This window comes from Guptibacillus spartinae (assembly GCF_028610625.1).
Taxonomy (GTDB): domain Bacteria; phylum Bacillota; class Bacilli; order Bacillales; family Guptibacillaceae; genus Guptibacillus; species Guptibacillus spartinae.
In genome coordinates this window covers 1-24,038 of record NZ_JAQQWU010000023.1, presented here as the reverse complement: position 1 = coordinate 24,038, position 24,038 = coordinate 1, and the positions used below count along the sequence as shown (strand labels likewise).

Genomic DNA, 24,038 nt, shown 5'->3' with positions numbered 1-24,038 from the left:
TAGTTTATAATCTGGAGAGTAATCGTATTTATTCCCATTATAGTTATAACTTAGAACGAACCCTGATTTTTCAGGCATAGAGTTCTACGGAGAGAATGCGATCAAGTTTAATGATATAGACTCAACCTATATTGATCGTCTATTAGAAATGTACTTAGCAAATAATCAGGGGATCCGTGACAACGAGATCGAAAAAGCCCTTCAATAACTATAGAAATCAGAAATTGTTAAAAAGGTGTACAACACCATTTTAAATGGCATTGATACCAAAGAAATAGATATAAAGGAAGATGTTTTGCAATCTGTAAAGTCTAACTGCGAAGGTAGTTGTACTTTACTTTAGCCGAAAGATTGTATCATTTTTACCAGCTATGTTACTCAGCAAATCATTTTAAACACCTTTTCTAGAATTGATAATGCTACCTATTTGGATGAAATGAGGACATTTCCCTCAAGTACAAAGAAATATATAAATTAATCCTGATGCAATGGAGAGATATAATTGTTAGATAAAATAAATGACATTAAACTTGCTCTTACTAATAAAAGTTATTTATCAGCACTTGCACTATCTTTAACTTTACCTGATATTTGCGGAAAAATTGAATATCCTCATTTTAAAAACAAAAGAGGAAAGCGTATAGTAGGAAAGCAATATGCAGCATGGTTTGATAATTGGGTAAACCAATATTATGCAGATAACACAGGTTGGACAAATGATTACACTAAAGCTAAAAATCCATATTTCACTGGAGAGATGTGTTATTCTTTACGTTGCTCTTTCTTACATGATGGAAATTCAGATATTAAAAACTGGGGCGATAATGAAGATACAGATTTTTATTATTCATATGAATTTAGGTTAGCAGTAAGTGGAGCAGACTCAACTGGATTATCTTGGGTAAACCAAAATAATAAAGAGTTAAAATTAGTAAAAACAAAAATTGTTACTGTTAATATAGATAAATTATGTGAGTACATTTGTCTTTCTGCTGAAAGGTATTATGGAGAAAAAGACCCTATACTATTCAAAGACCATAAAATCAATTTCATTGACTTTAATGCTTTTAAAACCAAGTAAAAGAATTAAAGTCATAATTTGATGATTTAGCTTAAACAATCGGGCACATTTCAGAAGTACTGGATTGCACTTAAGAGGAGGATAATTCAACTTCATATCAACTATGTAAATTAAATCATAGGCTATATATTATACTCTTAAACTTCGTGTATAATATCAAATTTACGTGAAATCAATTCATGTTTTATTAAAAATTTTCACCTATCAGTTAGATAAAATTAGCTTAGGTATAAAACAAATCCACTGATTTAAAGGAAGTATTACAAAAGGACCATGATTGCTCATGGTCCTTTATTTCATGAAAGATATCAAATAACGAATCACACTTAAATTGTATTTACAAATAACCTTTTTTAATAAGACAATTAGATTAATAGATTTAATACTGATAAGAGATTAATAATTTTCAATTCGGATTATATGACCATTCATTTGTATCAATGTAAGTATTAATTGGTACGTATCTAGTTTGATAAGTGATCTTCTCACCACTTGTACATCCACCAGTTCTAGTAACCTTAACAGTTTGTCTTTCAATATCCCCATAGACAGCAGGACGAGTCCACATAGTAGGGTTGGCAGAAATAGAATAACCTGCTCCAGGAGCAGAAATTGAAACATCTGCAGACATACCGTAACCAGAAACGCCAATGGAATAGCTAGTAGTAGAAAATGTGAAATTGTATTCTGAAACATTTTTTTGTGCTTGAGGAAATGCAGGGTGATAATTGACAAAGGCATCTCTTTCCACAGTTACTCTGCCGACAACATCATAATAATATTGGTAAGAACATGCAGCTGTGGTGACTTTATTCTCTTTTCTTAAAGTAGTTTTTGACTGACTTTCTTCAGAAATAATATTACCGTTTTCATCAGTGACGAAATTATCTGGTAGTTTTGAATACTCATTGATTATATGGCCGTTTTCATCTTTGTAAGTATTTATGACTTTTGGAGTGAATTTTATATCTGGTACTTCAAAACTTTCCTTTGAGTCTAATTTAGTTGCAGCACTACTATAAGACGGATTCACTAAGGTACTAACAGCTAAGACTAAAAACGCAATAGATAATAACCCTCTTTTTAACAATAAATTCATACTTTTCCTCTCCCCTTAAATATATTATGATTAAGCACAGGGGCCATTATATGACAATAAACCCCAATTTTCAACCATTTTTTACTAATAAGGAGGTTATTTGCATATGAATAAGAGGAATTGGGTGTTCATAGCAATTATTGCCGCTATTGGAGTTATTACAGTTACAACCTTAATGGTGATGAACAGTCAAGAAAGCAATAATGAAAATAAATTACTTAAGCCATTCGATCTTTACATGAATAAAAATAATTTGTCGATTTTGGAAATTCATCAAAAAAAAGATTATATTTTCTCTCTCTATTCAAAAGGTGAAAATTTTGGTGTCATAGAATACTCTAAGGATAATATTTCCAAAGAAAATTCAAATGAAAATTCAAATTCTGAAAAAGTAAGCCATGTATTTTTAAGCGGAAAGTATAATAATTATTTGGGTATAAAGATTAACCACAACCCTGAAAATGTAGGTTTTGCAGAAGTTATTGCCAATGGAGATAGTATGAAATACACAATTAATGATGATAAAAATAGTGGAGAAAGAAATGATATTCTTATAGATACAAAATACTCTAAAAAAGAAATAGACCAAGTGAAAATATACAAGAAAAACGGAGATAAGGTTTTGTATAGAATCGATTTTAGATAAAAGAAAACAAAAATTTAATAATGAACAGAGACCTTCAATAAATAGAGGTCTCTGTTCATTATTGTAATATGACCAGGAAATAGAAGTAACAACTAATTTAACTTCGTGTATAATCTTAGTTCTATGAAGTGTTAAAAGAGGTCTTAGTATTATTCTAATCAATACATAAATTAATTTGAGATTTTGTTTTTAGCTGTTTCACACCACATGAGTGCTGCCTCAATTCTTCTTCTTTCATAATCCAGTATGAGTTGCCCATAAAGTGGATCCTCATTGTCTTGAGCCTCTAATTGTATTGTATTTTCAATAGCATAATACGTATTCAATCTATTTATTAAGAGTAATTTATAGGACTCTATTTGATTGATTATAGCTTCATCATCCTTATGACAATGGAAAAAAACTTTCAATAAGATGATATTATTTACTACCGGCAGATCATTTATAGGATGATGAAGCCATTTTTCTGATGTTTCAATTCCTTTATCTGTAATTTTATATTCTTTTTTATCAAGTTTACCATCTTGATGAATCGTAATAACTGTTGCTAATTCATCTTTTACTAATATCTTTAGTGTTGGGTATATTTGTCCGTAACTAAATTTGCAAAAGTTACTCATTTTTTGATCAATTAGTGTTTTTATTTCATATCCAGTGTTGAAATTTTTAGATAGAAAACCAAGTAATATATATTTAGTAATATTTTTTTTCATATAGTCCCCCCTAATTATAGTAAATCTACTAATTTATTTATAAGTACCAATTATAAAACCTTTGGAAAATCCCAATTTAAACTAGGGATCTTAGTATAGGTATTTTTACTTAAAATCAGTATTCTCCTCAAATAGTGGCTGTGATTTTAAAGGATATAAGACTCAATTACACGTGAATTAGTGAATAAACCTAAAGATTATATTGAATGTTTACGAAATATATATCAAGAGTTTTTGAGGACACATGAAGTTTAAGTATTAGATTGTCCTTGAATAGTTACAAGGTTTTCAATATAATATAACCATTGGTTACTAACCGGTGGTTATAGAGGAGGAAAATACATTGACAAAAAAAGAAATTTTAGCTAGAGATAGGATTTTAATTGCTGCAAAAACCTTGTTTTACAAAAAGGGTTATGAACAGGTAACCGTTCGAGAAATTGCAAAAGAAGCGAATTGCTCCCATACGAGTATATACGTGTATTTTCATGACAAACACAAATTACTCGAAGAATTAGCAGAGAAACCGTTAGATAAATTAATAAAAGAAATGAATTCCATACTAACGAACGAAAAGTTCTCACCAGAACAAAAACTAATAAGAACATCACAAACGTTTGTTCACTTCGGATTATTTTATAGAAATTTGTACCAAGCCTTTGTAACAGTTGATGCTAGTAGAGTGGATGTAACTTCAACAAAGTGGGAGTTAAATAAAACGAGATTAAGGCTATTTGATTCATTACAATTAGCAGTTAAGGAAAACTTTACGGAGTGGGGGGAAGCCCAACTACTTGAGTTCAGTCGAATGATTTATTACATGCTTCATGGAATCATCATGACGTATAAAGATGTTGAAGAACGAGTGATCCAAATTGAAAGAAGAGTACTTCCAATTGTGAAACAGTCGGTCCATTATTTTATTAAAGGAGTGGTAGCAAGTGAAAGTCCTCAAGGTATCTCCTAACATATATAAAGTCGAAGCATGGTTTTTTATGAAAATGAGTGCGTGGATTGTAACAGACGATGATGGAGTCTATCTTGTTGATACTGGGATGCCCTTTATGAGAAAGCGTATTTTAAAAGAAGCTAAAAAGTTAGGTTCTTTAAAAGGAATCCTCTTAACTCACGGTCATTCAGATCATGTAGGTGGAGTAAATAAAATAGTCGAAGCAGAAAATGTTCCCGTGTATGCTCATCAAAATGATATTAATCACATGGAAGGAAAAGAGCCTTTTCCTGGTAGAAAAAAAACGGAAAATCTGGTCCAACCAGGAATCGTGCAGCCACTAGAAAAATTGGATGGTGGTAAATTTAAAAAGCTAGCGAATCTAATACCTATCCATACTCCAGGGCACTCTCCCGGACACGTAGTGTACTACCATGAAAAAGATCGTATTCTTATTGGGGGAGATTTGTTTACTTCTAAAAAAGGAAAGTTACAAAAACCAATGCCTATGTTTACTTCAGATATGAACGAAGCTGTAAAGAGTGGGGGTATTGTAAAAGAATTGAGGCCAAAATCTGTTAGTATCTGTCATGGAAAAGACATTGAGTTTCCTCATAAACAAATAGACCAGTATCTTGTTAAATTTACATAAAAAGCATTTTTTTATAATTTTTTAACAATTATCTTCGAAATATGGTTGATATTGTAATTTGAAGTGTGTATTATATTAACCACAGGTTAGTAACCACAGGTTAGTAACCTGTGGTTACCAAGGGAGGTGCTTGATGAAACTGCTTTGTTTTCATTGCGCTGGAGGTTCTTCATCAATGTTTAAACGATGGAAAATGAATGGCGTAGAAATAGTTTCTATTGATTTACCTGGAAGAGGAAAAAAGGGAAATTTGCCATTAGTCGACAGCTTTAATGAGGCGACTGAATCACTAATTGCTCAGGTCGAGGAAACGATACAAGACGGTGAACCTTGGGGTGTGTTTGGTCATAGTATGGGTGCATTGTTTGCTTATGAAATAACAAGACGTTTAAAGGATCATGATCCTTTGTTTCGAGTGTTAAGTGGTGTGAATCCTCTTCAGGAGTATAATGGTGCTGTTCAAGTAACAACTGGGGATAATCACACATTAATGGAAAAGATGGGGGCGCTTGGAGGGATTCCGGACCATTTGCAAAAACATCCAATGTTTATAAAGTGGTTTGCTCCAATCTTACGAGCAGATTTATCATTAGTGGGAACATTTACACTTAATAAAGAATCTTTACCTCTTCCTACATATGTCATTAATGGAACCGAAGATCGAATTATAGACATAGAAAAGATCCATTTATGGAAAGAATGCATGGATTACACAGTGACTATAAAAGCGATAAAAGGTGATCACTTTCAGATTCTCAAGCACCCAGAGGTTATTCACTCCCTACTGTTAAAGTATGTTCAAGTAGGTGCTATATATTGATTGAATTATCTGAATTAAAAAAATATGCAGGCTTGCATATTAAATCACAGCAGTTTAAAGGATTAGATCCTCAGCATGTTCTTAACTCAATTTACAAAGAATCCACTCATGAGGACAAAATCGAAGGTGCATGGGATTGTGTTTGGAGAAAGGCAGCGAAACAAAGTTTAGAGAATGGACACGTATCAGATGCCATCCAGTGCTATAACTTTGCTAGATTTCCGTTCCCAGAAACAAATGTACAAAAGGAATCAAGCAAAGAGTTAGTTCGTGCTTTTGAAGATCACTATTGTGATAATAATGTCAAAAAGCACACCATTTATGTACATGATAAAAAACTTTCTTTTTATACTGCAAACCTTAATCCTAAAAAGCCTTGCTTACTTGTCTTAGGCGGTATTGTTTCTATTAAAGAACAGTGGAGCGTTTTTCTTGAAACAGGGAAAAAGATGGGGTTTTCGGTTGTTGTCACGGAATTTCCAGGGGTCGGAGAAAATAGTATGATCTTTCAAGAATCATCTCATCAGATGATCGAAATGATTCTAAATTCTCTAGCCAACGAAACGGATGTTGAAAACACCTTTGTTGTTGGTATGAGCTTTGGAGGACAATTAGCTATAAAACAATCATTATTTGATCCAAGAATCAAAGGGATTACCACTGTTGGAGCGCCTCTCAATCGTTTTTATCAAGACTATTCAAATGAGAATGTACCCTTCATAACCAGAAGAACATTGTCTCATGTGTGCAAACTTGACGAAGATAAACTTCAGAGTTATATGAGAGGATTGGCCATCTCCCCTGAAAATATCCAACGGATAGACATTCCAATTACTTATATTTTTAGCACACGTGATGAAATTATTCCACTCTCTGAAAAGTCCTTTATTAATGAAAATGTATCGAACTTAGAGTTCATTGAATTTGATGATATCCATGGATCTCCGGATCACCTGGACATTATACAAAAAATCGTTCCACTAAGCGTATTGAGGCATAGTGGTAGCAATAACATTCCTTTGAAAATACTATTGTCTACACTGCTTATGATGCAAAAATGGAAAAAGCGAGGTGGTAATAAATGAAACCATTCCAAATAGCAGTTACCGGAATTGGCATTTTATCAGCACTAGGTCAAAACAAAAAAGAAACTTTTGAAAATATGAAACAAAATCAAACAGGGATTGATAACATACAGTCGTTTGATGCTAGTAAGTTTATTAGCAGTATTGGGGCTGAAATTAAAGGCTATGAACCAACCGATCATTTTACATTAGAAGAACAAGCCTCCTTTGATCGCTGTTCACAGTACGCTATTTTGTCTATTCAAGAGGCGGTAAGTGAAGCGAGGCTAGCTCAGGAAAATATTGGGACAATTGGTCTAGCTTTTGGAACATGTAATGGTGGGTTAAATTCACTTGAGCAGCAAAATGGATTATCGAATCTTGATAGTCAATTAACTAAAAATTATCCTTTTTTCCAACAAGGTGACTCTGTGGCAAAGCATTTCCACTTTAATGGCCCAGTAATGACTTTGAATACTGCGTGTGCGGCAAGTGGAAATGCAATTGGATTTGCGTGTGACATGCTACAGCATGGGTATGCTGATGCAATGATTGCAGGCGGGTCAGACTCCATGTCGTCATCAGTTTATGCTGGGTTTAATGCTTTAAAAGCATTGAACGATAAACCTTGCTCACCTTATAACCACAGATATGGTTTGAGTCTAGGTGAGGGAGCAGCATTCTTGGTTTTGGAGCCTCTTGAAAAAGCGCTTGAAAGAGATGCGAAAATCTACTCAGTTATCAATGGTTATGGGCTTAGTAGTGACGCATATCATGAAACTGCTCCAGAGCCAGAAGGAAAAGGAATCTTGAATGCCGTTCAAATGGCGGTGGCGCAGGGTGGTATTGAAAATGAACGTATAGAATATATCAACACTCATGGAACAGGCACTAAGGCAAATGACCCTGCTGAATTAAAAGGGCTACAGTCTTTCTTCGGTGATAGATTTAAGGACATTAATGTCAGTTCTAGTAAAGCATATTTCGGTCATAACCTTGGAGCAGCAGCTTCAATTGAATATGCTACTACCTTGTTAGCTTTAGAACAAGGTCTATTGCCAGCAACAATTCACTTTGAAAAAGCGAGGGAAGGTTGCGAAACGGCAAAACTTGTTACAAATGAAATGCTGACCGAAACTCCTGATTATTTTTTATGTAACAATTCAGCTTTTGGCGGTCATAACGCTTCAATTCTATCAAAAAATGTCTTTCATTCTCCTCAAACACCTATCTTTGATAGTAACAGCGAAACAGCAAAACAATCAGATGTTGTCATTTGCGGATTTGGTACAGTACACGCATTAGCAAACAAATCTGGAAGCATTCTATCATCCTTCAGTATCCAACCTTCTCCTAAGACTAAACTAGACTTCTCTTTAAAAGAATATAATAAAGCTCTTTATGAAAGACGGATGAATCCACTAACTCAATTTAGCATTGGAGCTTGTGATCTCGCCATTAAGAATACTTTGCAAGACAAGGAGTGGTCAGAAGATATCGGGCTTGTATACGGTACTTCTAGAGGAAGCTTAAAGAGCGCAGAAAAATATTTGGGCTCCATTCTTGACCGGGGCATTGATAACGCAAGTGGAGTTTACTTTCCGGATATGGTATTGAATTCCACAGCAGGCAAAATCGCAAAAAAATTCAGAATTAAAGGCTTTAGCAGTTCTCATAGCTCTGGTGGAACCGATGGATTACACGCCATGCTATATGGAGCATTGACAATTAAAGATGGTAAACAAAAAACTGTTCTTGTTGGCGCTGGGGATGAATCTTCGGATTTGTCGGATGAAATCGACAAAGCTCTTCACTTAACTGAGAGTTCGTATGAAACAACTGAAGGAAGTACTTTTCTAACTTTAGCTGATGAAGAAATTGCTGTACAGCAAGGATTAGATGTCCACGCTAAGGTCAAAGGATTTGGAATGAGCTTTAATTCTGAAGATAACCTTTACCGAACCATTAAAAATAGTATATCCCGTTGTTTAGATGATGCGAAGCTAACTGTTTCTGATGTCGATTTTATCTTTTATCATAACAACAATGTATTCGACACTAATGAATTTATTAAACTGAAGTCAGAGTTTGGCAGCACACCAATCTTTACATTAAATAACACTTTTGGCTACATGGAGTCAAATGGCTCTTTGTATCATACACAAGCTGCAGTTGAATTACTTGGCTTAACAGATGAAGAACAACAAAAAGTCACCCGTTCGCTAGGATGGACTAAAGGACCGTTGAAAAAAGGGTTGATTGTAACAACATCAATTAATGGCAATTGTATGGCGATGGCTATATCAAAATAAAAAATTTGGAGGTTTTCCTATTATGAAAACATTAAATGAGATTAAAGAAATTATTAAGGTGAACATTTTGATTGAAAGATTAGAATTGGAAGATATTGAAGCTGATGAAATTGAAGACAACGAACCACTTTTTGGGGATGGTCTGGGATTAGATTCAGTTGAAGCGCTTGACGTTGTTTCTGGTGTAGAAGCCGAGTTTGGGATTCTTCTACAAGTGCTTGAAGAAGAAGAAATTCGTCAGCATTTTTATTCAGTTGCGACACTTTCTAATTTTGTCGAAAGTCAGTTAAAAGCAACTGTAAACAGCTAATTATACGATGGGGCGCAGCTTTTATGCTGTGCTCCCCATCATAAATTGAAAGTGGGGAGAGCATGCTTTTAAAAGATAAAATAGCCGTGGTGACAGGCGCAACTCGGGGAATTGGAAAAGAGATTGTTCAGACGTTTGTGAGGCAAGGTGCTTTTGTTATTGGTATTTATGCAAACAATGATACTGCAGCAACAGAAATAGAGGCAGAATTAAATGCAGATGGCCAAACTGTTCATTATATTAAGGGGTCTGTTAGCGACCAAACATTTGTGCAATCTACCATAGAACAAATAACTGAAATGTATGGCAAGATCGATATCCTTGTCAACAATGCAGGGATCAACCGTGATCAGTTCATTTTTAAAATGGAAAAAAAAGATTGGAACCAGGTTATTTCCACAAATTTCTCTGGCACGCTGTATTTTTGCCAAGCAGTGCTGCCATTTATGGAGCAGCAACAAAAAGGCAAAATCGTTAATGTCGTATCGGTAACTGGGGTTGCCGGACGAGAAGCCCAGACGAATTACGGCGCATCAAAAGGCGCTATTATTGGATTAACAAGGCTACTTGCTCGTAAGTATCACTCAAAAGGTATTTCAATAAATGCAATTGCTCCTGGAATGATTGAAACGGAAATGATTCATCATGTACCAGAAGAAAAACTTTCTAATTTTCTTCGTTTTACAAATGCGAGAAAGTTAGGAACAACTGAGGAAGTTGCAAGAAATGTTGTTTATCTTTCAAGCGATTTAAGTGATTATGTAACCGATACCGTCCTAAAAGTGGACGGAGGATTTTTAAGGTAGGTGGAAAAGATGACAACTAAATATGTACTTATAACGAACGGAGAAGAAAAAGTTAATCAATTGATTGCATCTCATTTTGAAAACAAAGGATATGAATGTCTCCTTCTCTTTTACGATAAAAGAGTGTATGAACATTATGCATTATTAAACCCAGACCATAAAGCAATCTACATAGATAACGTTGAGGAACAAATTTTACGAGAAAAATTACTAGATGCGCTAGAAGGGAATCCAATTGATTCACTTATTCATGCAAATGAGATGCTAGATGAAGAGGCTATTTTTGATCAAGATCCATTAAAACTTAACCAAATCATAGTTGATACACTTAACCAAATCTATGTCGTAAACAAAGTCGTTATTGGTCAGATGGTGAAGCCGAAAAAGGGAAAAGTTATCTTTCCGCTTTTTTATGATCCACTTTATTACGCAGGGTATTCAAGCTCACCGATCTTAAATCAGGCAAAACTTTCATTAATGAAATGTATGTCGAGAGAACTAGGCGCTTTCAAATTAAATGTAAATGCAATGACTTTTGGATACTACAATAACGAGTTTGAAAAAGTAGAAAAGAATAGTATGAAAAATAAAGTCGAAATATTCAGTCTTAAACCGAAGCTTCCCACTCTAGAAGAATACATTCCAGCTTTAGGAATTTTGATTGATGGTCCGAGTGAATTAATGGGAGGAGAAAATGTCCATGTTGGCGCAGGAATTGAAACAGGAATATAAGGCACATAAAGCAGTTCGGATGGTGGGTTTTGGAGAATATTTGCCAGGGGATCCGGTAACCAACGACCAAATGGAGGAGGTTCTTTCCATTCGTAAAGATTGGATAGATCTCATGATAGGAAATACTTCACGTTATTTTGCAGTTAACTTTAAAGAACGTACTGTTAATTTCGATTTGACGGACATTTGCACTATGGCTGCAGAACGAGCTATAGAAGATGCTGGTATTGAGAAAACAGATATCGATATCATCGTTCTTTCAACGGCCACTCCTGACCATTTAATGCCATCAACCGTAAATCTCATAGCAGACCGATTAGGGATATCACATGTTCGTACTTACCAAATTCAAGCTGGCTGCTCTGGCGCTCTCCAGGGAATGGATGTGGCAACTCAATTTTTAGCCTCAGGTATCCTTCGTCATGCACTCGTTATCGGGGGGGATGTCTGTAATAAATACATGGACTTGCAGAGGGATTTCAAAAAGCTTCGTTCTTCAGAACTGATAAATTATGCTCTTTTTGGAGACGGAGCAGGTGCCGCTATATTAACTAACGAAGATCGAGACGGATTAGAAATTATACATATCCAAAATTATTTTGAAGGATTAGGCAAAAAACCTGGTCAGATTATGAATTGGTTTGGTTCTATTCCGGAAAATATTCAAGATCTTAGTAAAAGAGACATCCGTAAGCAATTCCAATCAGCAAATGAAGATTATAAAGCTATTGAAACATCCGTACCAATCATGACAAAGGAAGTATTCGAGGAATTACTAACCAATATGGATTGGACTTATGAGGATGTTAAATATTACTTACCTCCCCAGCTTGGATGGAATATGACCAAAAAAATCATAGAATCCCTTGGACTGAACTTAGACTCTACAATTAATTGTGTACAGGATACCGGCAACAATGGAAATGCATTACCATATTTGCAAATCAAAAAATTACAAAACAATTTATCCTATGGTGACAAGGTTGTTGGTGTAGCAATTGAATCTTCAAAGTGGATAAAGACTGGAATTACGCTTATTTATAAAGAGGGCCACTCTCAATGACTGAAAAGGAAGCACTAAAAAAGTTGAGAGAGCTAACGAAGATAAATGACAATGACAATGCCATAAATCATTTACTACATCAAATCTCCACATTCGCAGGCCAAGAAAAAGCTGGTAAGTTACTTGAGAAGATAGATAGTGGTGGCGTTCAAGCGAAGGTTGCATTCGTCGGGAGTCACACTATTCAAGGTCTGGACAACATAACAAGGTATGAGGCTTCAAAAAGAAATTTAAATATCCAATCATTAGTGGGTGGATATAACCAATGGAATTTGCTTATGCTCAAGCCTGAAAGCGACTTACAACACTTTGGTGCTGATGTTACGGTTTGCTCACTAGATGAATCTATTATTTATAAGCATTTTGGCGATAGTGGATGGTCAACCGAGACTTTATCATTCGCTCTTGAAGAAGCCTTCAAAGAGATTAAAAAGGTATTAACAATTTACACCACTCGAGTGGCAACGACCATTGTTCTTCATACCATCCCCTTGCCTTTATACGATTGGAAAGCTGTGACAAATTATAGGGAAAAGCAAAAAGTAAGTATGCTTTGGAGACGGTTCAACCAAGATCTATTAAATCTCCATACTACTTTAGAAAATGTGATTGTCTTAGACTTTGAAGTTCTCACTCAAGACGTGCAGGAAACCCGGGATCCCCGCATGAAGCATTATGCTTCGATGAGCTATACATCAAATGTATGGCAAGTAATTTCGAAAGAGATAGCTTCCATTATTGCTTCTATTAAAGGATTATCACAAAAGGTTCTTGCTTTAGATTTAGATCAAACACTTTGGGGCGGAATAATTGGAGATGACGGGGTGCATGGGATTCAGCTTTCAAAGACTTTCCCAGGAAACCAGTTTTATGCCTTTCAACAAGTAATTAAACGGTTACAAGCGCAAGGGATTCTTTTAACTATTGTAAGCAAAAACGATTGGGACAATGTAAAAGATGTTTTTATTTCTCATGATGACATGGTTCTTGATGAAGAGGATTTTGTTCAAATTTCTTGCAACTGGGGGCCAAAATCAGAGAGTCTTGCTAACATGGCGAGTCGCTTAAACCTTGGAAAAGATAGCATAGTTTTTGTGGATGACAATCCATTTGAAAGAGAACTAGTTTCCAGCCAACTACCAGAGGTAACGGTTATCCCCTTGTCACAAGACCCTAGTCTCTATATTCAGGACCTTTTGATGGAAGGTTATTTCAATACAATGAACTCAACAGACGAAGATCATAAAAGATTAGAGAAATATAAACAAATTGCGAAAAGAGAAGAGCTAAAAGAAGACTCCGATTCTATTGAAGAGTACCTTCTGCAGCTGGAGATGGAACTGGACGTATTTGAAATCCTTTCAAGTCATGTTCCTAGAATTGCTCAACTATCACAACGAACAAATCAATTTAATATGACAACAACACGGCTTACCGAAAGCGAAGTAGTAGGTATCTCGAACAGTGAAAGCAGTAGTATATATGGGTTTCGCTTAAAAGATAAGTTTGGAGATAACGGTATTGTTGGCTATGTCCATGTGAAAAAAGAAGAGCATAGGTGGTTGATTGAGAATTTTATTATGAGCTGTCGAGTTTTCCAGCGAAGTGTAGAATGCGAAGTACTGCGAGTTATCTTAGAAAACGCAAAATTACAAGGTGTATCTGAGGTTATTGGGAATTATAAACCAAGCAAAAAAAATAAATTGGTTTCAGATTTTTATCAGAATAATGGATTTGAGTTGGTGGACTATGGCGAAAATTCTACTTGCTGGGTGTATCTATTCAAGAAGGAAATTGGAAAAGTGGAATGGATTCAACTTACAGCATCCGAGGAAGGGATGAGCGTATAGCGTGATTACCAGTGTACAACAATCGATTATTGAAGTTGTGGCCGAAATACTAGAATGTGAAGAAAGCGACTTATCCATGGGATTTAGTAAAGAAGAAAACGATGAGTGGGATTCAGTGAATACACTACGTATGTTCACAAGTTTAGAAGCTGAGTTCAATGTTCGTCTTAGTATGGAGCAATTTCTTAATGTGGAAACCATTCAGGACATTGTTAATTTAATAGAGGCAGAAAAATATGACCATTAAAAAGCAAGGGTTGCCTTCTGCACGTAAGCATACCTTTCATTTTCTTGAACAGGCACGTGAGGTCCAGGCGATTTATTTGAATATGGATGTAGAGGCATCAGAACTCAAAAAATCGAGAGTAAATTACAAACAAAATAACATCTCTATTAGCTATGTAAGCTACGTAATTTCAGCTATTTCTAAAGCTATTGAGAAATTTCCTGAAGTAAACACAAGTGTCCATGGAAAGTGGCATCCGAAATATATTTCGTACGATCAAGTTCATGCCAAATTTACGATCAATAAGCAATTGGGAAATCAGCAAATTGTTGTATCGAATGTAATTGAAAATTCTAATGAAAAGTCACTTCAGACGATTCAAGAAAACATCGATCGGATGAAAAAAATGCCCTTTGAAACAGGAGAATCTTTTGAATCGGTACGTAAGCTCCAAGGCTTGCCTGTTTGGCTGGGTAGAATCATCTATAAACAGATTTTAAATAATCCATACAAGCGTTTAAAAACACAAGGTAGCTTTACAGTAACTTCCTTGGGTCATTTACCTGTTCAACAGATATACCCGATTACGTCCAACACAATATGCTTTGGAATTGGTGGCATCATCGAAAAACCAATCATTAAAGATGGAGCAATTATCGTCACATCAATTATGCCTCTAAGTATGACCTTTGACCATCGTGCAATTGATGGTGCTTTAGCAGCTGAGTTTTTTAATGAAGTAAAAACTAATTTAGAGAATTGGGAGGAACAACAATGGCGAGAAGACCAAAAAAGTCTGAGTATGATGTCATCGTAATTGGCGCAGGTATGGGAGGGTTGAGTGCAGCAACCTTTCTGGCACAAGAAGGGTACTCTGTTTTAGTGTTAGAACGCCACTATCGAGCTGGAGGGTATGCTCATTCATTTCGACGAAAGAAATTCACTTTTGATTCTGCGGTGCGAATTGCAGCTGGGGCAAAGGATGGAGGCTTGCTCGATGAGTTACTTGAAAAAGCTGGCGTAGCTGACGAGATGGATTTCATCAAATTGGATGATATTTATACAGCATATTATCCTGATCGAAAAATTGAAGTTTCGAGAACAGTCGATGGGTTGATCCAAGCTTATTGCGAACAATTTCCTCATGAAAGTGAAAATATAAAAGCTTTGGTTCATGAAATGGAACAGTTATATGAAGTAACGCTCATGCTTTTACATTCAGGAGATCCTATGAAAGTTCTGTCAAACCCATACATGCTTAAATACAGAAATAAGACCTTCCATGAACTTACTTCATCTTTTTTACAAGATCCAAAAGCTATTTATTCTTTTTCAGCTTTATGGGCTTACTATGGCACTCCGCCTACTCAAGGAGGAGCGATGTTTTTCGCTTATGCGATTATGAGTTATTTCAAAGAAGACATTTATTACTCAAAAGGGAGTTTTCAAAAACTAGCAGATGTATTTGTAAAGCGAATTCAATCACTAGATGGGGAAGTATGTCTACGAAATGAAGTATTAAAAATTGAAGTCGAAGAGAAGCGAGTAAAAGGAGTTCATTTACAAACTGGAGAGTACGTGGAAGCACCTATGGTCGTGTGCAATGGTGACTTTTTAAAGATGGTACACAACCTTGTTGGAGAAGAGAATTTTCCAGTAAGGTACAACAAACGAATCGCAAAGCTTAAGCCATCCATTTCAGCATTTGAAGTGTTTCTCGGAGTTGATCTACCTCTAGAGCAATACAATTTATCTCATGAAACATTCATTTATAATGACTATAATTATGATCAATTTATGGACAAACATAATCGCTTAAACGAGTTAGGTCCAGAAGGTTTGAGTGGTTTAGCGATTTCAACACCGACACTGGCAGACCCATCTTTGGCTCCAGAAGGAAAGCATACAGCTGTATTGACTACACTAGTTCCCTACAATATTGAGGGTGGTTGGAAGGAGCAAAAAGATGCATATCAGGATCGTTTGATTAAAATGGCTGAACGAGCGATTCCGAATCTTCGTGATCATATTGAGCATGTAGAATCAGGTACTCCTCTAACTATGGAACATTATACAAATAACAGCTACGGGTCCATTTATGGATGGGAACAAAACAATAATCAAATGACAGGGAAGCCACAGCATGAAACGCCAATTAAAGGGCTATACATTTCCGGACAATGGACCGATCCAGGTGGTGGCGTGGTCTCTGTCATTCTATCAGGATATAAGCTTTGGAAAAAGATTGAAAAAACAGCAAATCAAAAAGTTTCAGTGTAGGTGGAGAACATGTGTATTGAAGCGAGAAAAGAAGAAAAAACTATCTATTTATCAATGGATTATCCGGAAAAAAAGAATGGCCTCGATTTAAAAATGGCTACATCTTTGTTAGAGCATATAAGGTTGGCGAACCAGGATACTAATATTAATGCGATCGTGTTTGAAAGTAAGCACCGTGCGTTTTTTAGCAGTGGTCCAAGACCAGAAGACTTATTGACATGTGTAGGAGAAGATGGATCCGAAAATTTGGTGGAAGTATTAGATATTCTTAATCAATGTGTGTTATCCATTTTTCGCTCTCCAAAAGTGACAGTAGCCTTAATAAACGGCTATGCCTACGGAGGGGGCTTTAACATTATGCTTGCATGTGATCGAAGAATCTCCCTTCGAAGGGCAAAGTTTCTGGAAAACTTCCACCAAATGGGCATGTCCCCTGATTTAGGTGCAAGTTATCTGCTCCCACGAATAATGGGAGTTGAAAAAACATTTGAAATACTGATTAATGGTGAACTCATCCAACCTGAGCAAGCCCTGCAATTAGGTCTTGTTCATGAATTGGCCGATAACAAAAAAGAATTGCATGAGTTGCTAAACCAATATCTAAAAAAGGTTTCTGAAGGCTACTCCCCAGCAATTGCAGCAACAAAAAAATTACTTAAAGAACGTGCAGCAATTGAATTAGAATCACAGATGAAAATAGAGTCTAGCTATCTACTTGATTTATTTAAACACGAAGAAATTAAAGACAGACTAAAAGTCTTAGTATAAGGAATGATTTCTCAATGAAAACGATGCTAAAACAAGATGATTTGATGACTTTAAGACCAATGGAAATGCTTCTGCAGAAACCTCCTTTTCTTTTCGTAGATAAAATTGTAGATTTTGATGGAGAAACAATTATTTGCAGTAAACTGCTGGCTCATAACGAATCATTCTTTTCCGGACATTTTCCAAGTAATCCAGTTATGCCAGGTGTGTTGGTGATTGAAATGGCTGCCCAATCAAGTCTACTCCTAACGATGCTAATGCAGGGTGAAACAAACCCGTTGGAAGGATATCTGGTTAAGACTGAGAATTTCACTTTTTTATCCGTGTCAGAGCCTGGAGATGAGCTCCTAGCTAAAGTGAAGATTGTCAAGAAAGTCGGCTCGTACCATACTGCACAGGCAACGATTCGTAAAGCAAAAGATAACAAAAAAGTAGCCAGAGGACAATTAGTATTTTACCTGCAGGAGGGAGTAGAATCGTGAAAAATGATGTCACCATTGTAGGTGGAGGTCCAGCCGGGATGTTAATGGGACTCCTTTTAGCAAAGGAAAATATTAAGGTTGTGGTTCTCGAAAAGAACAATTCTTTGAAAAGAGACTTTCGAGGAGAAACCATTGCTCCTGGATCCGTTTATATCCTGAAAATGCTAGGAGTTTATCAAGAACTAGAAAAGCATGGGTTTATTAAGGTCAATAAAATTAAAATGTACGACCAAGAAAAAAATCTTTTTAATGTAGACTTTAATCGATTTAACCATCCTCAAAAGTACGGAATTGACATGCCGCAACCTGTAGTCCTTGAAGCCATTAAACGACAAGCAATGAAGTACCCCTCTTTTCAATATATCAACGGAGCCAATTGTACAGATCTGATAAAGGAAAATGGAAAAGTGGTGGGTGTTCAGTACAAGCATGAGGGAGAAATAAAGAAGATACATAGCCAATTGGTTATCGGAGCAGAAGGCCGTTTTAGCCAACTCCGTTCATTAGCTGAGTATGATGTCAAAAAAGAAGAATTCTCCCGTGATTTAATTTGGTTCAAAGTTCCAAAACCCTTGAATTGGGAAGAGGGGAACCTCATTAAAGTCTATAAAAATGACCATGTGATTATTTTACCGACTTATCCCAATTACCTGCGAGTGGGCACATATATTTCATTAGGTGACAACGCTAATACAAAAAGTAAGGGTCTAGACTCGTTCATAGAAAAGGTTAGCCGCATTGAGCCACGCCTCTTAACGCCAATGAAAGATCATATTACATCTTGGAAAGATACAACATTATTGAAAATCTTCACAGCCCATGTGGACAAATGGGCAAAGGATGGAATTATTCTCATTGGTGACTCTGCCCATACTCTCTCACCGATTTTAGGCCAGGGCGTTAATATTGCTATGCAAGATGCTTATGAGCTCACTCCGTATGTAGTTAAGGGACTGTCGGCTTATCAAAACAGCCCTATTCCAGCTTCACATTTTGATGAATTTGTTAGCAAGCGAAAACAACAAATATCTTTTGTCTCTAGCTTCCAAGCACGACAAGAACAAAATCTGGCTGCATCTTCACCCGTGGAATGTGCTATTCGAAAGTGGAAAATGAAAATGCTTGACCGAACGCCTTTTAAATATACAGTAATGAAAAAACTTCAATATGGAATTGTTGCAAATAATAAAGTGGAGGTTTGATATGAGAACATTTTTATCTGCAGGAGTCTTATTATTCACTTGGTCTTTTCTATCAAAGGATAAACGCCGTAAGTACATTCCTATCAAACCAAGAGGTTAAATGATTGAGACAGTTGATGTTCATAAACTTTCAATTGTTTCATTAGAACCCAAACTTGAAGAATATGCATCTTATCTTTCTTTAGATGAGCATATACGTGCGAGTCGTTTTACACGAAAAATGGATCAGAAGAAGTTTATTTTAATACGTGGGCATTTACGTAGTCTTTTATCTCAAAAGACGAAGGATCAACCTGCTGACATTAAGTTTTCCTACGGTTTGAAAGGAAAACCTGAGCTTCCGTCAAACCCATATTACTTTAATGTTTCTCATTCTAAGCAAACTGTTCTAATTTCAATAAGTCAATTCAGCCCTATAGGTGTTGATATTGAAGATCATCGTAAGGTGCGTGGGATAGAGCATCCATTATTTTTCCATCATGATGAACATGTATATCTTCAACAGTTAAAACCAACAGAAAAATCTTTGAAGACCTTATGGTTGTGGACGAGAAAAGAGTCGCTTTGTAAAGCCACTGGAGAAGGACTTACGCCTCATTTGAGTGATATATCTTTACTTAACGATATAGTTGAGTACAATGATCAATTTTATCAATTTTATTCTACAAGCACAGATCGAGATGTTCATACGGTTTGTATTAGAATGAACTAATGTGGTCATAAAAAAATCTAACTGCTCATAAAGCAGTTAGATTTTTTTCCGCAAATATCTAGACCCCATCTACCTAATATCAGTGTACCTAACCAGGCGCCAGCAAGCCAACCGAAAATGGTAAACATTTTATAAACACAAAGTTTTTCTCTATTGTTAACTATAAGAAGGAACTGTATTTATGTCATCTACTGTTGTGTATTAAAAAGGACTTCGGTTTACAAAGTCCTTTTAAGCCTATGGAAGGTCATGCAAAGATGAATGGCTCATGGTTAGGATATGCCAAAGCATTCACATTATTCATTTTTGTTTTCGATCCCAGATTCTCTCAAGATTTAAAGGAACATAAACCTCATCACCATGAACTTGACGATGAAGAATCGGTTTTTGAAATGAGCGCTCTATAAGGGAATGATCTTGTTGTCGTCGTGCACGATAAACCGTTCCAAGTAACTTATCAAAGTTTGCTGTAGAGGCTTTCATATGTATATCGCTCCTTTGGTTATTAGAGAGGTTAGTCCTAATATATCCAGAAGGGAGTATTTCATTAGTCAGCGTTTATAAAATGAACTTCGTGTATAATATACATTTTGCGAATATATAGCTTGTCTTCCTCAGCGGCGAAATAATAGAACACAGCGGGCCTTCACACTTTAAAATTTAGGAGCTTGAATCATTATAAAATTATTTGAAAGGGGACCAATATGAGTAAAAGCAGTAAATAACATTATGGGTTTCATTTATATTTGAGTCATTAAATCATTAACACTTTAATCAACCAACGTTTATATAGAATTTATAACTACATATCGTTATTTATTATAAAATTATCGAAAATGTATAGGTTTTCTTTATTCTTGATACTAATGTTTCTAATGAAATTAGGGTGAATATATTGTCTGGTTACTTCGATATTACTATGCCCTAGCATTTGCTTTATTAAAGAAACATCAGAGTTCGATTCGTACATCAATGTTGCGAAAGAGTGTCTCAGTGAATGTATAGTTATATAAGGCAGGTTAGCTTTATCTAAATAGAACATTAGGAGAGATCTCACATTGTAGTATTTCATTAAGAATAGTTGGTCAAATTTATTAAAATTATTTTTATTAATGTATATTGAAAGAGCATTAATTAATTCAGGTCTGATAAAAATCATTCTCTGTACTTTACTTTTTGTTAAAGGTAAAATAATCGTTCCTTCATCCCAGTTAATATCTTGGATTTTTATATTTAATAATTCTGAAATTCTACAACCTGTAGTGATCAGAAAAGTGAAAATAAATAAATCTCGTTCTAAATTTTTACTGTGAGATATAATTGAATGGAAGAATTTGAGTAACTCATGTCGACTTAGAATACGAGTAGGTTTTTTTCTTATTTGAATACTTTGAAAATCGAATGATAAACTTCCCATAATGTTTTCAAAATCATATTTTCTATTTAAGTAATTAAAAAAACTTCCTAGGGAATTCTTAGCAGTCATTATCCAGCTAGGCCCTTTATTAATATTTGAGATCATAAATTGGTCAATAATAGTTGAATTAATAGGTCTATATGTAACAACTACACCATTTATATCAGTTATAACGAAGATGGTTTTTAAATGAATTTCTTCTTCAATGGTATGAGTGATATCCGATAGATATATTGAAAACTCTTTTAGTTTTTTTGAATAAATACGCTTTGTCCCTACAGCAAAATCACTATTAATTAAAAATGAATCAATTTCCTCTAAGAGAGTTTTCATATACTCACTCCTGCATTATTTCTTTTATCAATTTTTCGAATGGGATAGGATACTTACTTATGACTTCATCTCTTAAATCACTAGGAAACAATTTTGTATAAATAGAAGTTGTTTTTGGGTCTTCATGCCCTAATATTTGACTTAAATACTCTAACTTCATCCCAGCTCTTAAACAGTTAACTGCAAATGTATGTCTAAAAGAGTGTACAGTTAAACGATTGTTATATTCGAGTTTCTGTAATATTTGTTGTAAATTATATTGTACACTTCTTATAGAAATTGGTTTTAGTCTGCTAGTATTGTAATCTTTGCTAAAGAGATAACAATTGGAATTTTCTTCGATTATATCAAGGCCAATTAAATTGAAGTAATGTAATAATGCTTTTTTTACTTCAGGGAAGAGAGGTATATACCTTTCCTTATTTCCTTTTCCTATAGTAAAAATCAGTTGGTTTTCGAAGCTAATGTCTTTTACTTTAAGGTTCACTAATTCACTCACTCTTAATCCAGTACCAAGGAGAGTAATAAATATTGCTCTCCAACGATACCCATTTGTTCTATTCAAAGTCAATTCTAAGATTGAGCTAACTTGATCCTCTGAAAAGTATTTTGGTAATAAGTGATATTTGTGTTTTTTGAACTTATATCTAATATCTCTTTCCAAATATTGATGTTCATATGCGAAACATAACAATTTTCTAATAATAGCTTTATAGGTGTTTATTGTTCCTTTGGAACTAATATTTTTGTATACTAAAAAATTCATAATCAAATCTTCATTTAAATCATTAATGTAATTTATATTATTAGTAGATAACAAAAACTCCCTATACCTAAACAAGAAACTAAAATAATAATTAAGTGTATTAGCAGAATAAATATCCTTTTGAATATTTAATTGCTCAATAAAAGCATCTATCACTTCTATAGTTGTGTACTTTATTGAATTAATTTCCTTTATATTTCCTTTTTGATTAACTATTGAAACTAGATCGTCTAAACTTATTCCAAGCTCTTCGCAAACTTTTTTATAATCTATATTACTTTGTATATTTATTGGCATCAGTAACCTCGATTCTTAAAAGGGTTGTATTTTAGAGTGTTCTCTAATAACCGATCAATATCTTTATTAAGATAATAATAAGTGGATATCCAATGTTTATGTCCCATAGAATTTGATAACTCTTCGATGTTACTTCCGCTATCAATTGCGTTCGTTGCATAAGTATGTCTTAATGCTTTAGCGGAAATTTGTTTTTCATTAAATGCTCTAATACTTTCTTGATGAAACATGTTAGTAATAGCTTTCCTACTAATCCTTGATCCATTTACTTTTAAGAATAAAGAATTGGAGTTTGGATTATATAGTTCTCTAGTGGATACATATAATTTAAATAGCTTTATCAATTCTTTATTTAGCACCATTTTTCTTTGGCCAGATTTTACACTTTTAATAAAAATTGTTCTTTCAGAAAAATTAATATCTGAGATATTAATATTACATACTTCAATTGGTCTACATCCGGTTTCAACAATTAATAAGATGATTGAAAGGTTTCTAAATTTAATAATATTATCTCTAGAATTAACAGAGTTAATTAATTTCATAATATTCTCGACACTAACGTAGTCGTTTGATCTTTTGGAACTTCCTCTAAAATTATTTGGTATGTTGTATTCAAAACTTATAATTTTTCTAAAAAAAAGAAATTTACAGAAGTGTTTAATACTAAGTAAATAAACATAAGAGGTTGGTGTAGTAATTATTCTATCGTTTATTTTTTTTTGAAGGTGGCCTTCAAATGTTTTTATATGCATCAAATTTATATTATAATCCTTTGTTTTTTGGGGATATCCTAAATCTTTATTTAATATTTTTGTGAAGTACCTAACTCTCGTTACGTGATACCCAGCACTGTTATGGTTAGTTTTTTCCATAAATTCTTTAAATTCTTGTAAGGCTTCAGTTAGTTCTATAGAACTGTTTCTTCTATCTTTATAGATTTTTTTTTGTATCTTCTTGATAACAGGCGTTTCACTACCAGGTTTGTTTTGCTTTATTTGCTTTAACAAATTCATTATCAAAATGCCTCCTTTGTATTTACAAATATTAAGAAAAAAGTGTATAATTCTTTTATTAGCTTTCTTTTTTTTTTTGCTATCTTGTTTAGAAAGATATGCAGGTGTATTAAACCAAACTTTACAACCTTTTGGTTGGAATTTGATTACTCACAACCCGTGTGTGTAAATTAAACAACCGAAGGTTTTTTTGTGTTGGGTTCATTTTTATTGTTTCCAATAAATTACATTAAATAACGTATTATTTGCGTAATACGCTATTTTCCTTTTCCTGGATAAAGTACAATCTCTTTTGGTTTTACTTTGTTAGGCTCATGTATTTTGCAATAGAAAAGTGCAGGAAAATGCAAAGAAAAGTGCAGAGGTTTGTCACCCGGAATACTTCTCTTTATTTTCTTTTAGATAATGCGTTTGTTAAGCGGTAACTCTCTCCTTGATAAGA

The 24,038-nt window shown here is 34.6% G+C and carries 25 protein-coding genes and 1 pseudogene; 20 read left to right on the top strand and 6 right to left on the bottom strand.

Translation table 11 applies throughout. From position 1 onward, the window contains the following. Positions 1 to 61: 61 nt before the first annotated feature. Positions 62 to 298: pseudogene (locus tag PQ511_RS22580) on the top strand (hypothetical protein); the annotation flags it as partial. A gap of 204 nt (positions 299 to 502) precedes the next feature. Beyond that, entirely contained in the window at positions 503 to 1,081 is a 579-nt protein-coding gene (locus PQ511_RS22575; RefSeq protein WP_273854171.1) for a hypothetical protein, read from the top strand. A 406-nt stretch (positions 1,082 to 1,487) separates the two neighbouring features. Here PQ511_RS22575 and PQ511_RS22570 read toward each other — a convergent pair whose 3' ends face one another. Then, the gene (locus PQ511_RS22570) at positions 1,488 to 2,180 is read right to left on the bottom strand and encodes a hypothetical protein (RefSeq protein ID WP_273854170.1); all 693 of its coding nucleotides are present in this window, start codon (positions 2,178 to 2,180) and stop codon (positions 1,488 to 1,490) included. A gap of 106 nt (positions 2,181 to 2,286) precedes the next feature. Here PQ511_RS22570 and PQ511_RS22565 point away from each other — a divergent pair, with 106 nt between their 5' ends. Continuing rightward, positions 2,287 to 2,826 (top strand): hypothetical protein, encoded by a 540-nt coding sequence (locus tag PQ511_RS22565; protein ID WP_273854169.1) that lies wholly within the window; start codon positions 2,287 to 2,289, stop codon positions 2,824 to 2,826. Positions 2,827 to 2,996: 170 nt separating this feature from the next. Here PQ511_RS22565 and PQ511_RS22560 read toward each other — a convergent pair whose 3' ends face one another. After that, on the bottom strand, positions 2,997 to 3,539 hold the full coding sequence (locus tag PQ511_RS22560; RefSeq protein ID WP_273854168.1) for a PadR family transcriptional regulator: 543 nt from the start codon (positions 3,537 to 3,539) through the stop codon (positions 2,997 to 2,999). A gap of 343 nt (positions 3,540 to 3,882) precedes the next feature. Between PQ511_RS22560 and PQ511_RS22555 the strand changes: the two genes are divergently transcribed. The 17 genes from PQ511_RS22555 (at position 3,883) to PQ511_RS22475 (ending at position 19,767) form a co-directional block, all read left to right on the top strand. After that, a complete protein-coding gene (locus PQ511_RS22555; RefSeq protein ID WP_273854167.1) occupies positions 3,883 to 4,506 on the top strand; it encodes a TetR/AcrR family transcriptional regulator in 624 nt (207 codons plus the stop codon). Beyond that, a complete protein-coding gene (locus PQ511_RS22550) occupies positions 4,481 to 5,140 on the top strand; it encodes an MBL fold metallo-hydrolase (protein WP_273854166.1) in 660 nt (219 codons plus the stop codon). The genes PQ511_RS22555 and PQ511_RS22550 overlap by 26 nt, the downstream gene beginning before the upstream one ends. A gap of 133 nt (positions 5,141 to 5,273) precedes the next feature. After that, positions 5,274 to 5,960, top strand: a complete 687-nt coding sequence (locus tag PQ511_RS22545) for a thioesterase II family protein (protein WP_273854165.1) — start codon at positions 5,274 to 5,276, stop codon at positions 5,958 to 5,960. Next, positions 5,957 to 7,045 carry an alpha/beta hydrolase family protein gene (locus tag PQ511_RS22540; protein ID WP_273854164.1) on the top strand — a complete coding sequence of 363 codons (1,089 nt, stop codon included), beginning with the start codon at positions 5,957 to 5,959 and terminating at the stop codon, positions 7,043 to 7,045. The genes PQ511_RS22545 and PQ511_RS22540 overlap by 4 nt, the downstream gene beginning before the upstream one ends. After that, a complete protein-coding gene (locus PQ511_RS22535) occupies positions 7,042 to 9,336 on the top strand; it encodes a beta-ketoacyl-[acyl-carrier-protein] synthase family protein (protein WP_273854163.1) in 2,295 nt (764 codons plus the stop codon). The genes PQ511_RS22540 and PQ511_RS22535 overlap by 4 nt, the downstream gene beginning before the upstream one ends. A gap of 22 nt (positions 9,337 to 9,358) precedes the next feature. Then, complete coding sequence (locus PQ511_RS22530) at positions 9,359 to 9,646, top strand: phosphopantetheine-binding protein (protein WP_273854162.1); 288 nt, start codon at positions 9,359 to 9,361, stop codon at positions 9,644 to 9,646. A 62-nt stretch (positions 9,647 to 9,708) separates the two neighbouring features. Continuing rightward, positions 9,709 to 10,452: an SDR family NAD(P)-dependent oxidoreductase gene (locus PQ511_RS22525; protein WP_273854161.1), complete on the top strand. Its 744-nt coding sequence runs from the start codon at positions 9,709 to 9,711 to the stop codon at positions 10,450 to 10,452. Positions 10,453 to 10,461: 9 nt separating this feature from the next. Further along, positions 10,462 to 11,184, top strand: a complete 723-nt coding sequence (locus PQ511_RS22520; RefSeq protein WP_273854160.1) for a Rossmann-fold NAD(P)-binding domain-containing protein — start codon at positions 10,462 to 10,464, stop codon at positions 11,182 to 11,184. Beyond that, positions 11,147 to 12,247, top strand: coding sequence for a 3-oxoacyl-ACP synthase III family protein (locus tag PQ511_RS22515; protein ID WP_273854159.1), 1,101 nt, complete (start codon positions 11,147 to 11,149; stop codon positions 12,245 to 12,247). The genes PQ511_RS22520 and PQ511_RS22515 overlap by 38 nt, the downstream gene beginning before the upstream one ends. After that, positions 12,244 to 14,097 (top strand): HAD-IIIC family phosphatase, encoded by a 1,854-nt coding sequence (locus tag PQ511_RS22510; RefSeq protein ID WP_273854158.1) that lies wholly within the window; start codon positions 12,244 to 12,246, stop codon positions 14,095 to 14,097. The genes PQ511_RS22515 and PQ511_RS22510 overlap by 4 nt, the downstream gene beginning before the upstream one ends. 1 nt (position 14,098) lies before the next feature. Beyond that, positions 14,099 to 14,344 (top strand): acyl carrier protein, encoded by a 246-nt coding sequence (locus tag PQ511_RS22505; protein ID WP_273854157.1) that lies wholly within the window; start codon positions 14,099 to 14,101, stop codon positions 14,342 to 14,344. Then, complete coding sequence (locus tag PQ511_RS22500; RefSeq protein ID WP_273854156.1) at positions 14,334 to 15,140, top strand: 2-oxo acid dehydrogenase subunit E2; 807 nt, start codon at positions 14,334 to 14,336, stop codon at positions 15,138 to 15,140. The genes PQ511_RS22505 and PQ511_RS22500 overlap by 11 nt, the downstream gene beginning before the upstream one ends. Continuing rightward, on the top strand, positions 15,098 to 16,603 hold the full coding sequence (locus PQ511_RS22495; protein ID WP_273854155.1) for a phytoene desaturase family protein: 1,506 nt from the start codon (positions 15,098 to 15,100) through the stop codon (positions 16,601 to 16,603). Before PQ511_RS22500 ends, PQ511_RS22495 begins: the two co-directional genes overlap by 43 nt. A gap of 9 nt (positions 16,604 to 16,612) precedes the next feature. Beyond that, the gene (locus PQ511_RS22490; protein ID WP_273854154.1) at positions 16,613 to 17,371 is read left to right on the top strand and encodes an enoyl-CoA hydratase/isomerase family protein; all 759 of its coding nucleotides are present in this window, start codon (positions 16,613 to 16,615) and stop codon (positions 17,369 to 17,371) included. 14 nt (positions 17,372 to 17,385) lie between these two features. Next, the gene (locus tag PQ511_RS22485; protein ID WP_273854153.1) at positions 17,386 to 17,853 is read left to right on the top strand and encodes a 3-hydroxyacyl-ACP dehydratase FabZ family protein; all 468 of its coding nucleotides are present in this window, start codon (positions 17,386 to 17,388) and stop codon (positions 17,851 to 17,853) included. Beyond that, entirely contained in the window at positions 17,850 to 19,055 is a 1,206-nt protein-coding gene (locus tag PQ511_RS22480) for an FAD-dependent oxidoreductase (RefSeq protein ID WP_273854152.1), read from the top strand. The genes PQ511_RS22485 and PQ511_RS22480 overlap by 4 nt, the downstream gene beginning before the upstream one ends. A 100-nt stretch (positions 19,056 to 19,155) precedes the next feature. Beyond that, on the top strand, positions 19,156 to 19,767 hold the full coding sequence (locus PQ511_RS22475; RefSeq protein ID WP_273854151.1) for a 4'-phosphopantetheinyl transferase family protein: 612 nt from the start codon (positions 19,156 to 19,158) through the stop codon (positions 19,765 to 19,767). 300 nt (positions 19,768 to 20,067) lie between these two features. Here the strand turns inward: PQ511_RS22475 and PQ511_RS22470 are convergent, their stop codons facing one another. From PQ511_RS22470 to PQ511_RS22455, 4 genes are all read right to left on the bottom strand, one after another. Further along, the gene (locus PQ511_RS22470) at positions 20,068 to 20,250 is read right to left on the bottom strand and encodes a hypothetical protein (RefSeq protein ID WP_273854150.1); all 183 of its coding nucleotides are present in this window, start codon (positions 20,248 to 20,250) and stop codon (positions 20,068 to 20,070) included. A gap of 319 nt (positions 20,251 to 20,569) precedes the next feature. Continuing rightward, a complete protein-coding gene (locus tag PQ511_RS22465; RefSeq protein WP_273854149.1) occupies positions 20,570 to 21,517 on the bottom strand; it encodes a tyrosine-type recombinase/integrase in 948 nt (315 codons plus the stop codon). 4 nt (positions 21,518 to 21,521) lie between these two features. Beyond that, complete coding sequence (locus PQ511_RS22460) at positions 21,522 to 22,580, bottom strand: tyrosine-type recombinase/integrase (RefSeq protein ID WP_273854148.1); 1,059 nt, start codon at positions 22,578 to 22,580, stop codon at positions 21,522 to 21,524. Next, entirely contained in the window at positions 22,580 to 23,596 is a 1,017-nt protein-coding gene (locus PQ511_RS22455; RefSeq protein WP_273854147.1) for a tyrosine-type recombinase/integrase, read from the bottom strand. Before PQ511_RS22455 ends, PQ511_RS22460 begins: the two co-directional genes overlap by 1 nt. Between the last annotated feature and the right edge of the window lie 442 nt (positions 23,597 to 24,038).

Bases quoted from the DNA above. Each gene is read 5' to 3' on its own strand.
- PQ511_RS22570 (WP_273854170.1), bottom strand. From the start codon at position 2,180: ATGAATTTATTGTTAAAAAGAGGGTTATTATCTATTGCGTTTTTAGTC.
- PQ511_RS22565 (WP_273854169.1), top strand. From the start codon at position 2,287: ATGAATAAGAGGAATTGGGTGTTCATAGCAATTATTGCCGCTATTGGA.
- PQ511_RS22560 (WP_273854168.1), bottom strand. From the start codon at position 3,539: ATGAAAAAAAATATTACTAAATATATATTACTTGGTTTTCTATCTAAA.
- PQ511_RS22545 (WP_273854165.1), top strand. From the start codon at position 5,274: ATGAAACTGCTTTGTTTTCATTGCGCTGGAGGTTCTTCATCAATGTTT.
- PQ511_RS22535 (WP_273854163.1), top strand. From the start codon at position 7,042: ATGAAACCATTCCAAATAGCAGTTACCGGAATTGGCATTTTATCAGCA.
- PQ511_RS22530 (WP_273854162.1), top strand. From the start codon at position 9,359: ATGAAAACATTAAATGAGATTAAAGAAATTATTAAGGTGAACATTTTG.
- PQ511_RS22525 (WP_273854161.1), top strand. From the start codon at position 9,709: ATGCTTTTAAAAGATAAAATAGCCGTGGTGACAGGCGCAACTCGGGGA.
- PQ511_RS22520 (WP_273854160.1), top strand. From the start codon at position 10,462: ATGACAACTAAATATGTACTTATAACGAACGGAGAAGAAAAAGTTAAT.
- PQ511_RS22515 (WP_273854159.1), top strand. From the start codon at position 11,147: ATGTCCATGTTGGCGCAGGAATTGAAACAGGAATATAAGGCACATAAA.
- PQ511_RS22510 (WP_273854158.1), top strand. From the start codon at position 12,244: ATGACTGAAAAGGAAGCACTAAAAAAGTTGAGAGAGCTAACGAAGATA.
- PQ511_RS22500 (WP_273854156.1), top strand. From the start codon at position 14,334: ATGACCATTAAAAAGCAAGGGTTGCCTTCTGCACGTAAGCATACCTTT.
- PQ511_RS22495 (WP_273854155.1), top strand. From the start codon at position 15,098: ATGGCGAGAAGACCAAAAAAGTCTGAGTATGATGTCATCGTAATTGGC.
- PQ511_RS22490 (WP_273854154.1), top strand. From the start codon at position 16,613: ATGTGTATTGAAGCGAGAAAAGAAGAAAAAACTATCTATTTATCAATG.
- PQ511_RS22485 (WP_273854153.1), top strand. From the start codon at position 17,386: ATGAAAACGATGCTAAAACAAGATGATTTGATGACTTTAAGACCAATG.
- PQ511_RS22475 (WP_273854151.1), top strand. From the start codon at position 19,156: ATGATTGAGACAGTTGATGTTCATAAACTTTCAATTGTTTCATTAGAA.
- PQ511_RS22470 (WP_273854150.1), bottom strand. From the start codon at position 20,250: ATGAAAGCCTCTACAGCAAACTTTGATAAGTTACTTGGAACGGTTTAT.
- PQ511_RS22465 (WP_273854149.1), bottom strand. From the start codon at position 21,517: ATGAAAACTCTCTTAGAGGAAATTGATTCATTTTTAATTAATAGTGAT.
- PQ511_RS22460 (WP_273854148.1), bottom strand. From the start codon at position 22,580: ATGCCAATAAATATACAAAGTAATATAGATTATAAAAAAGTTTGCGAA.
- PQ511_RS22455 (WP_273854147.1), bottom strand. From the start codon at position 23,596: ATGAATTTGTTAAAGCAAATAAAGCAAAACAAACCTGGTAGTGAAACG.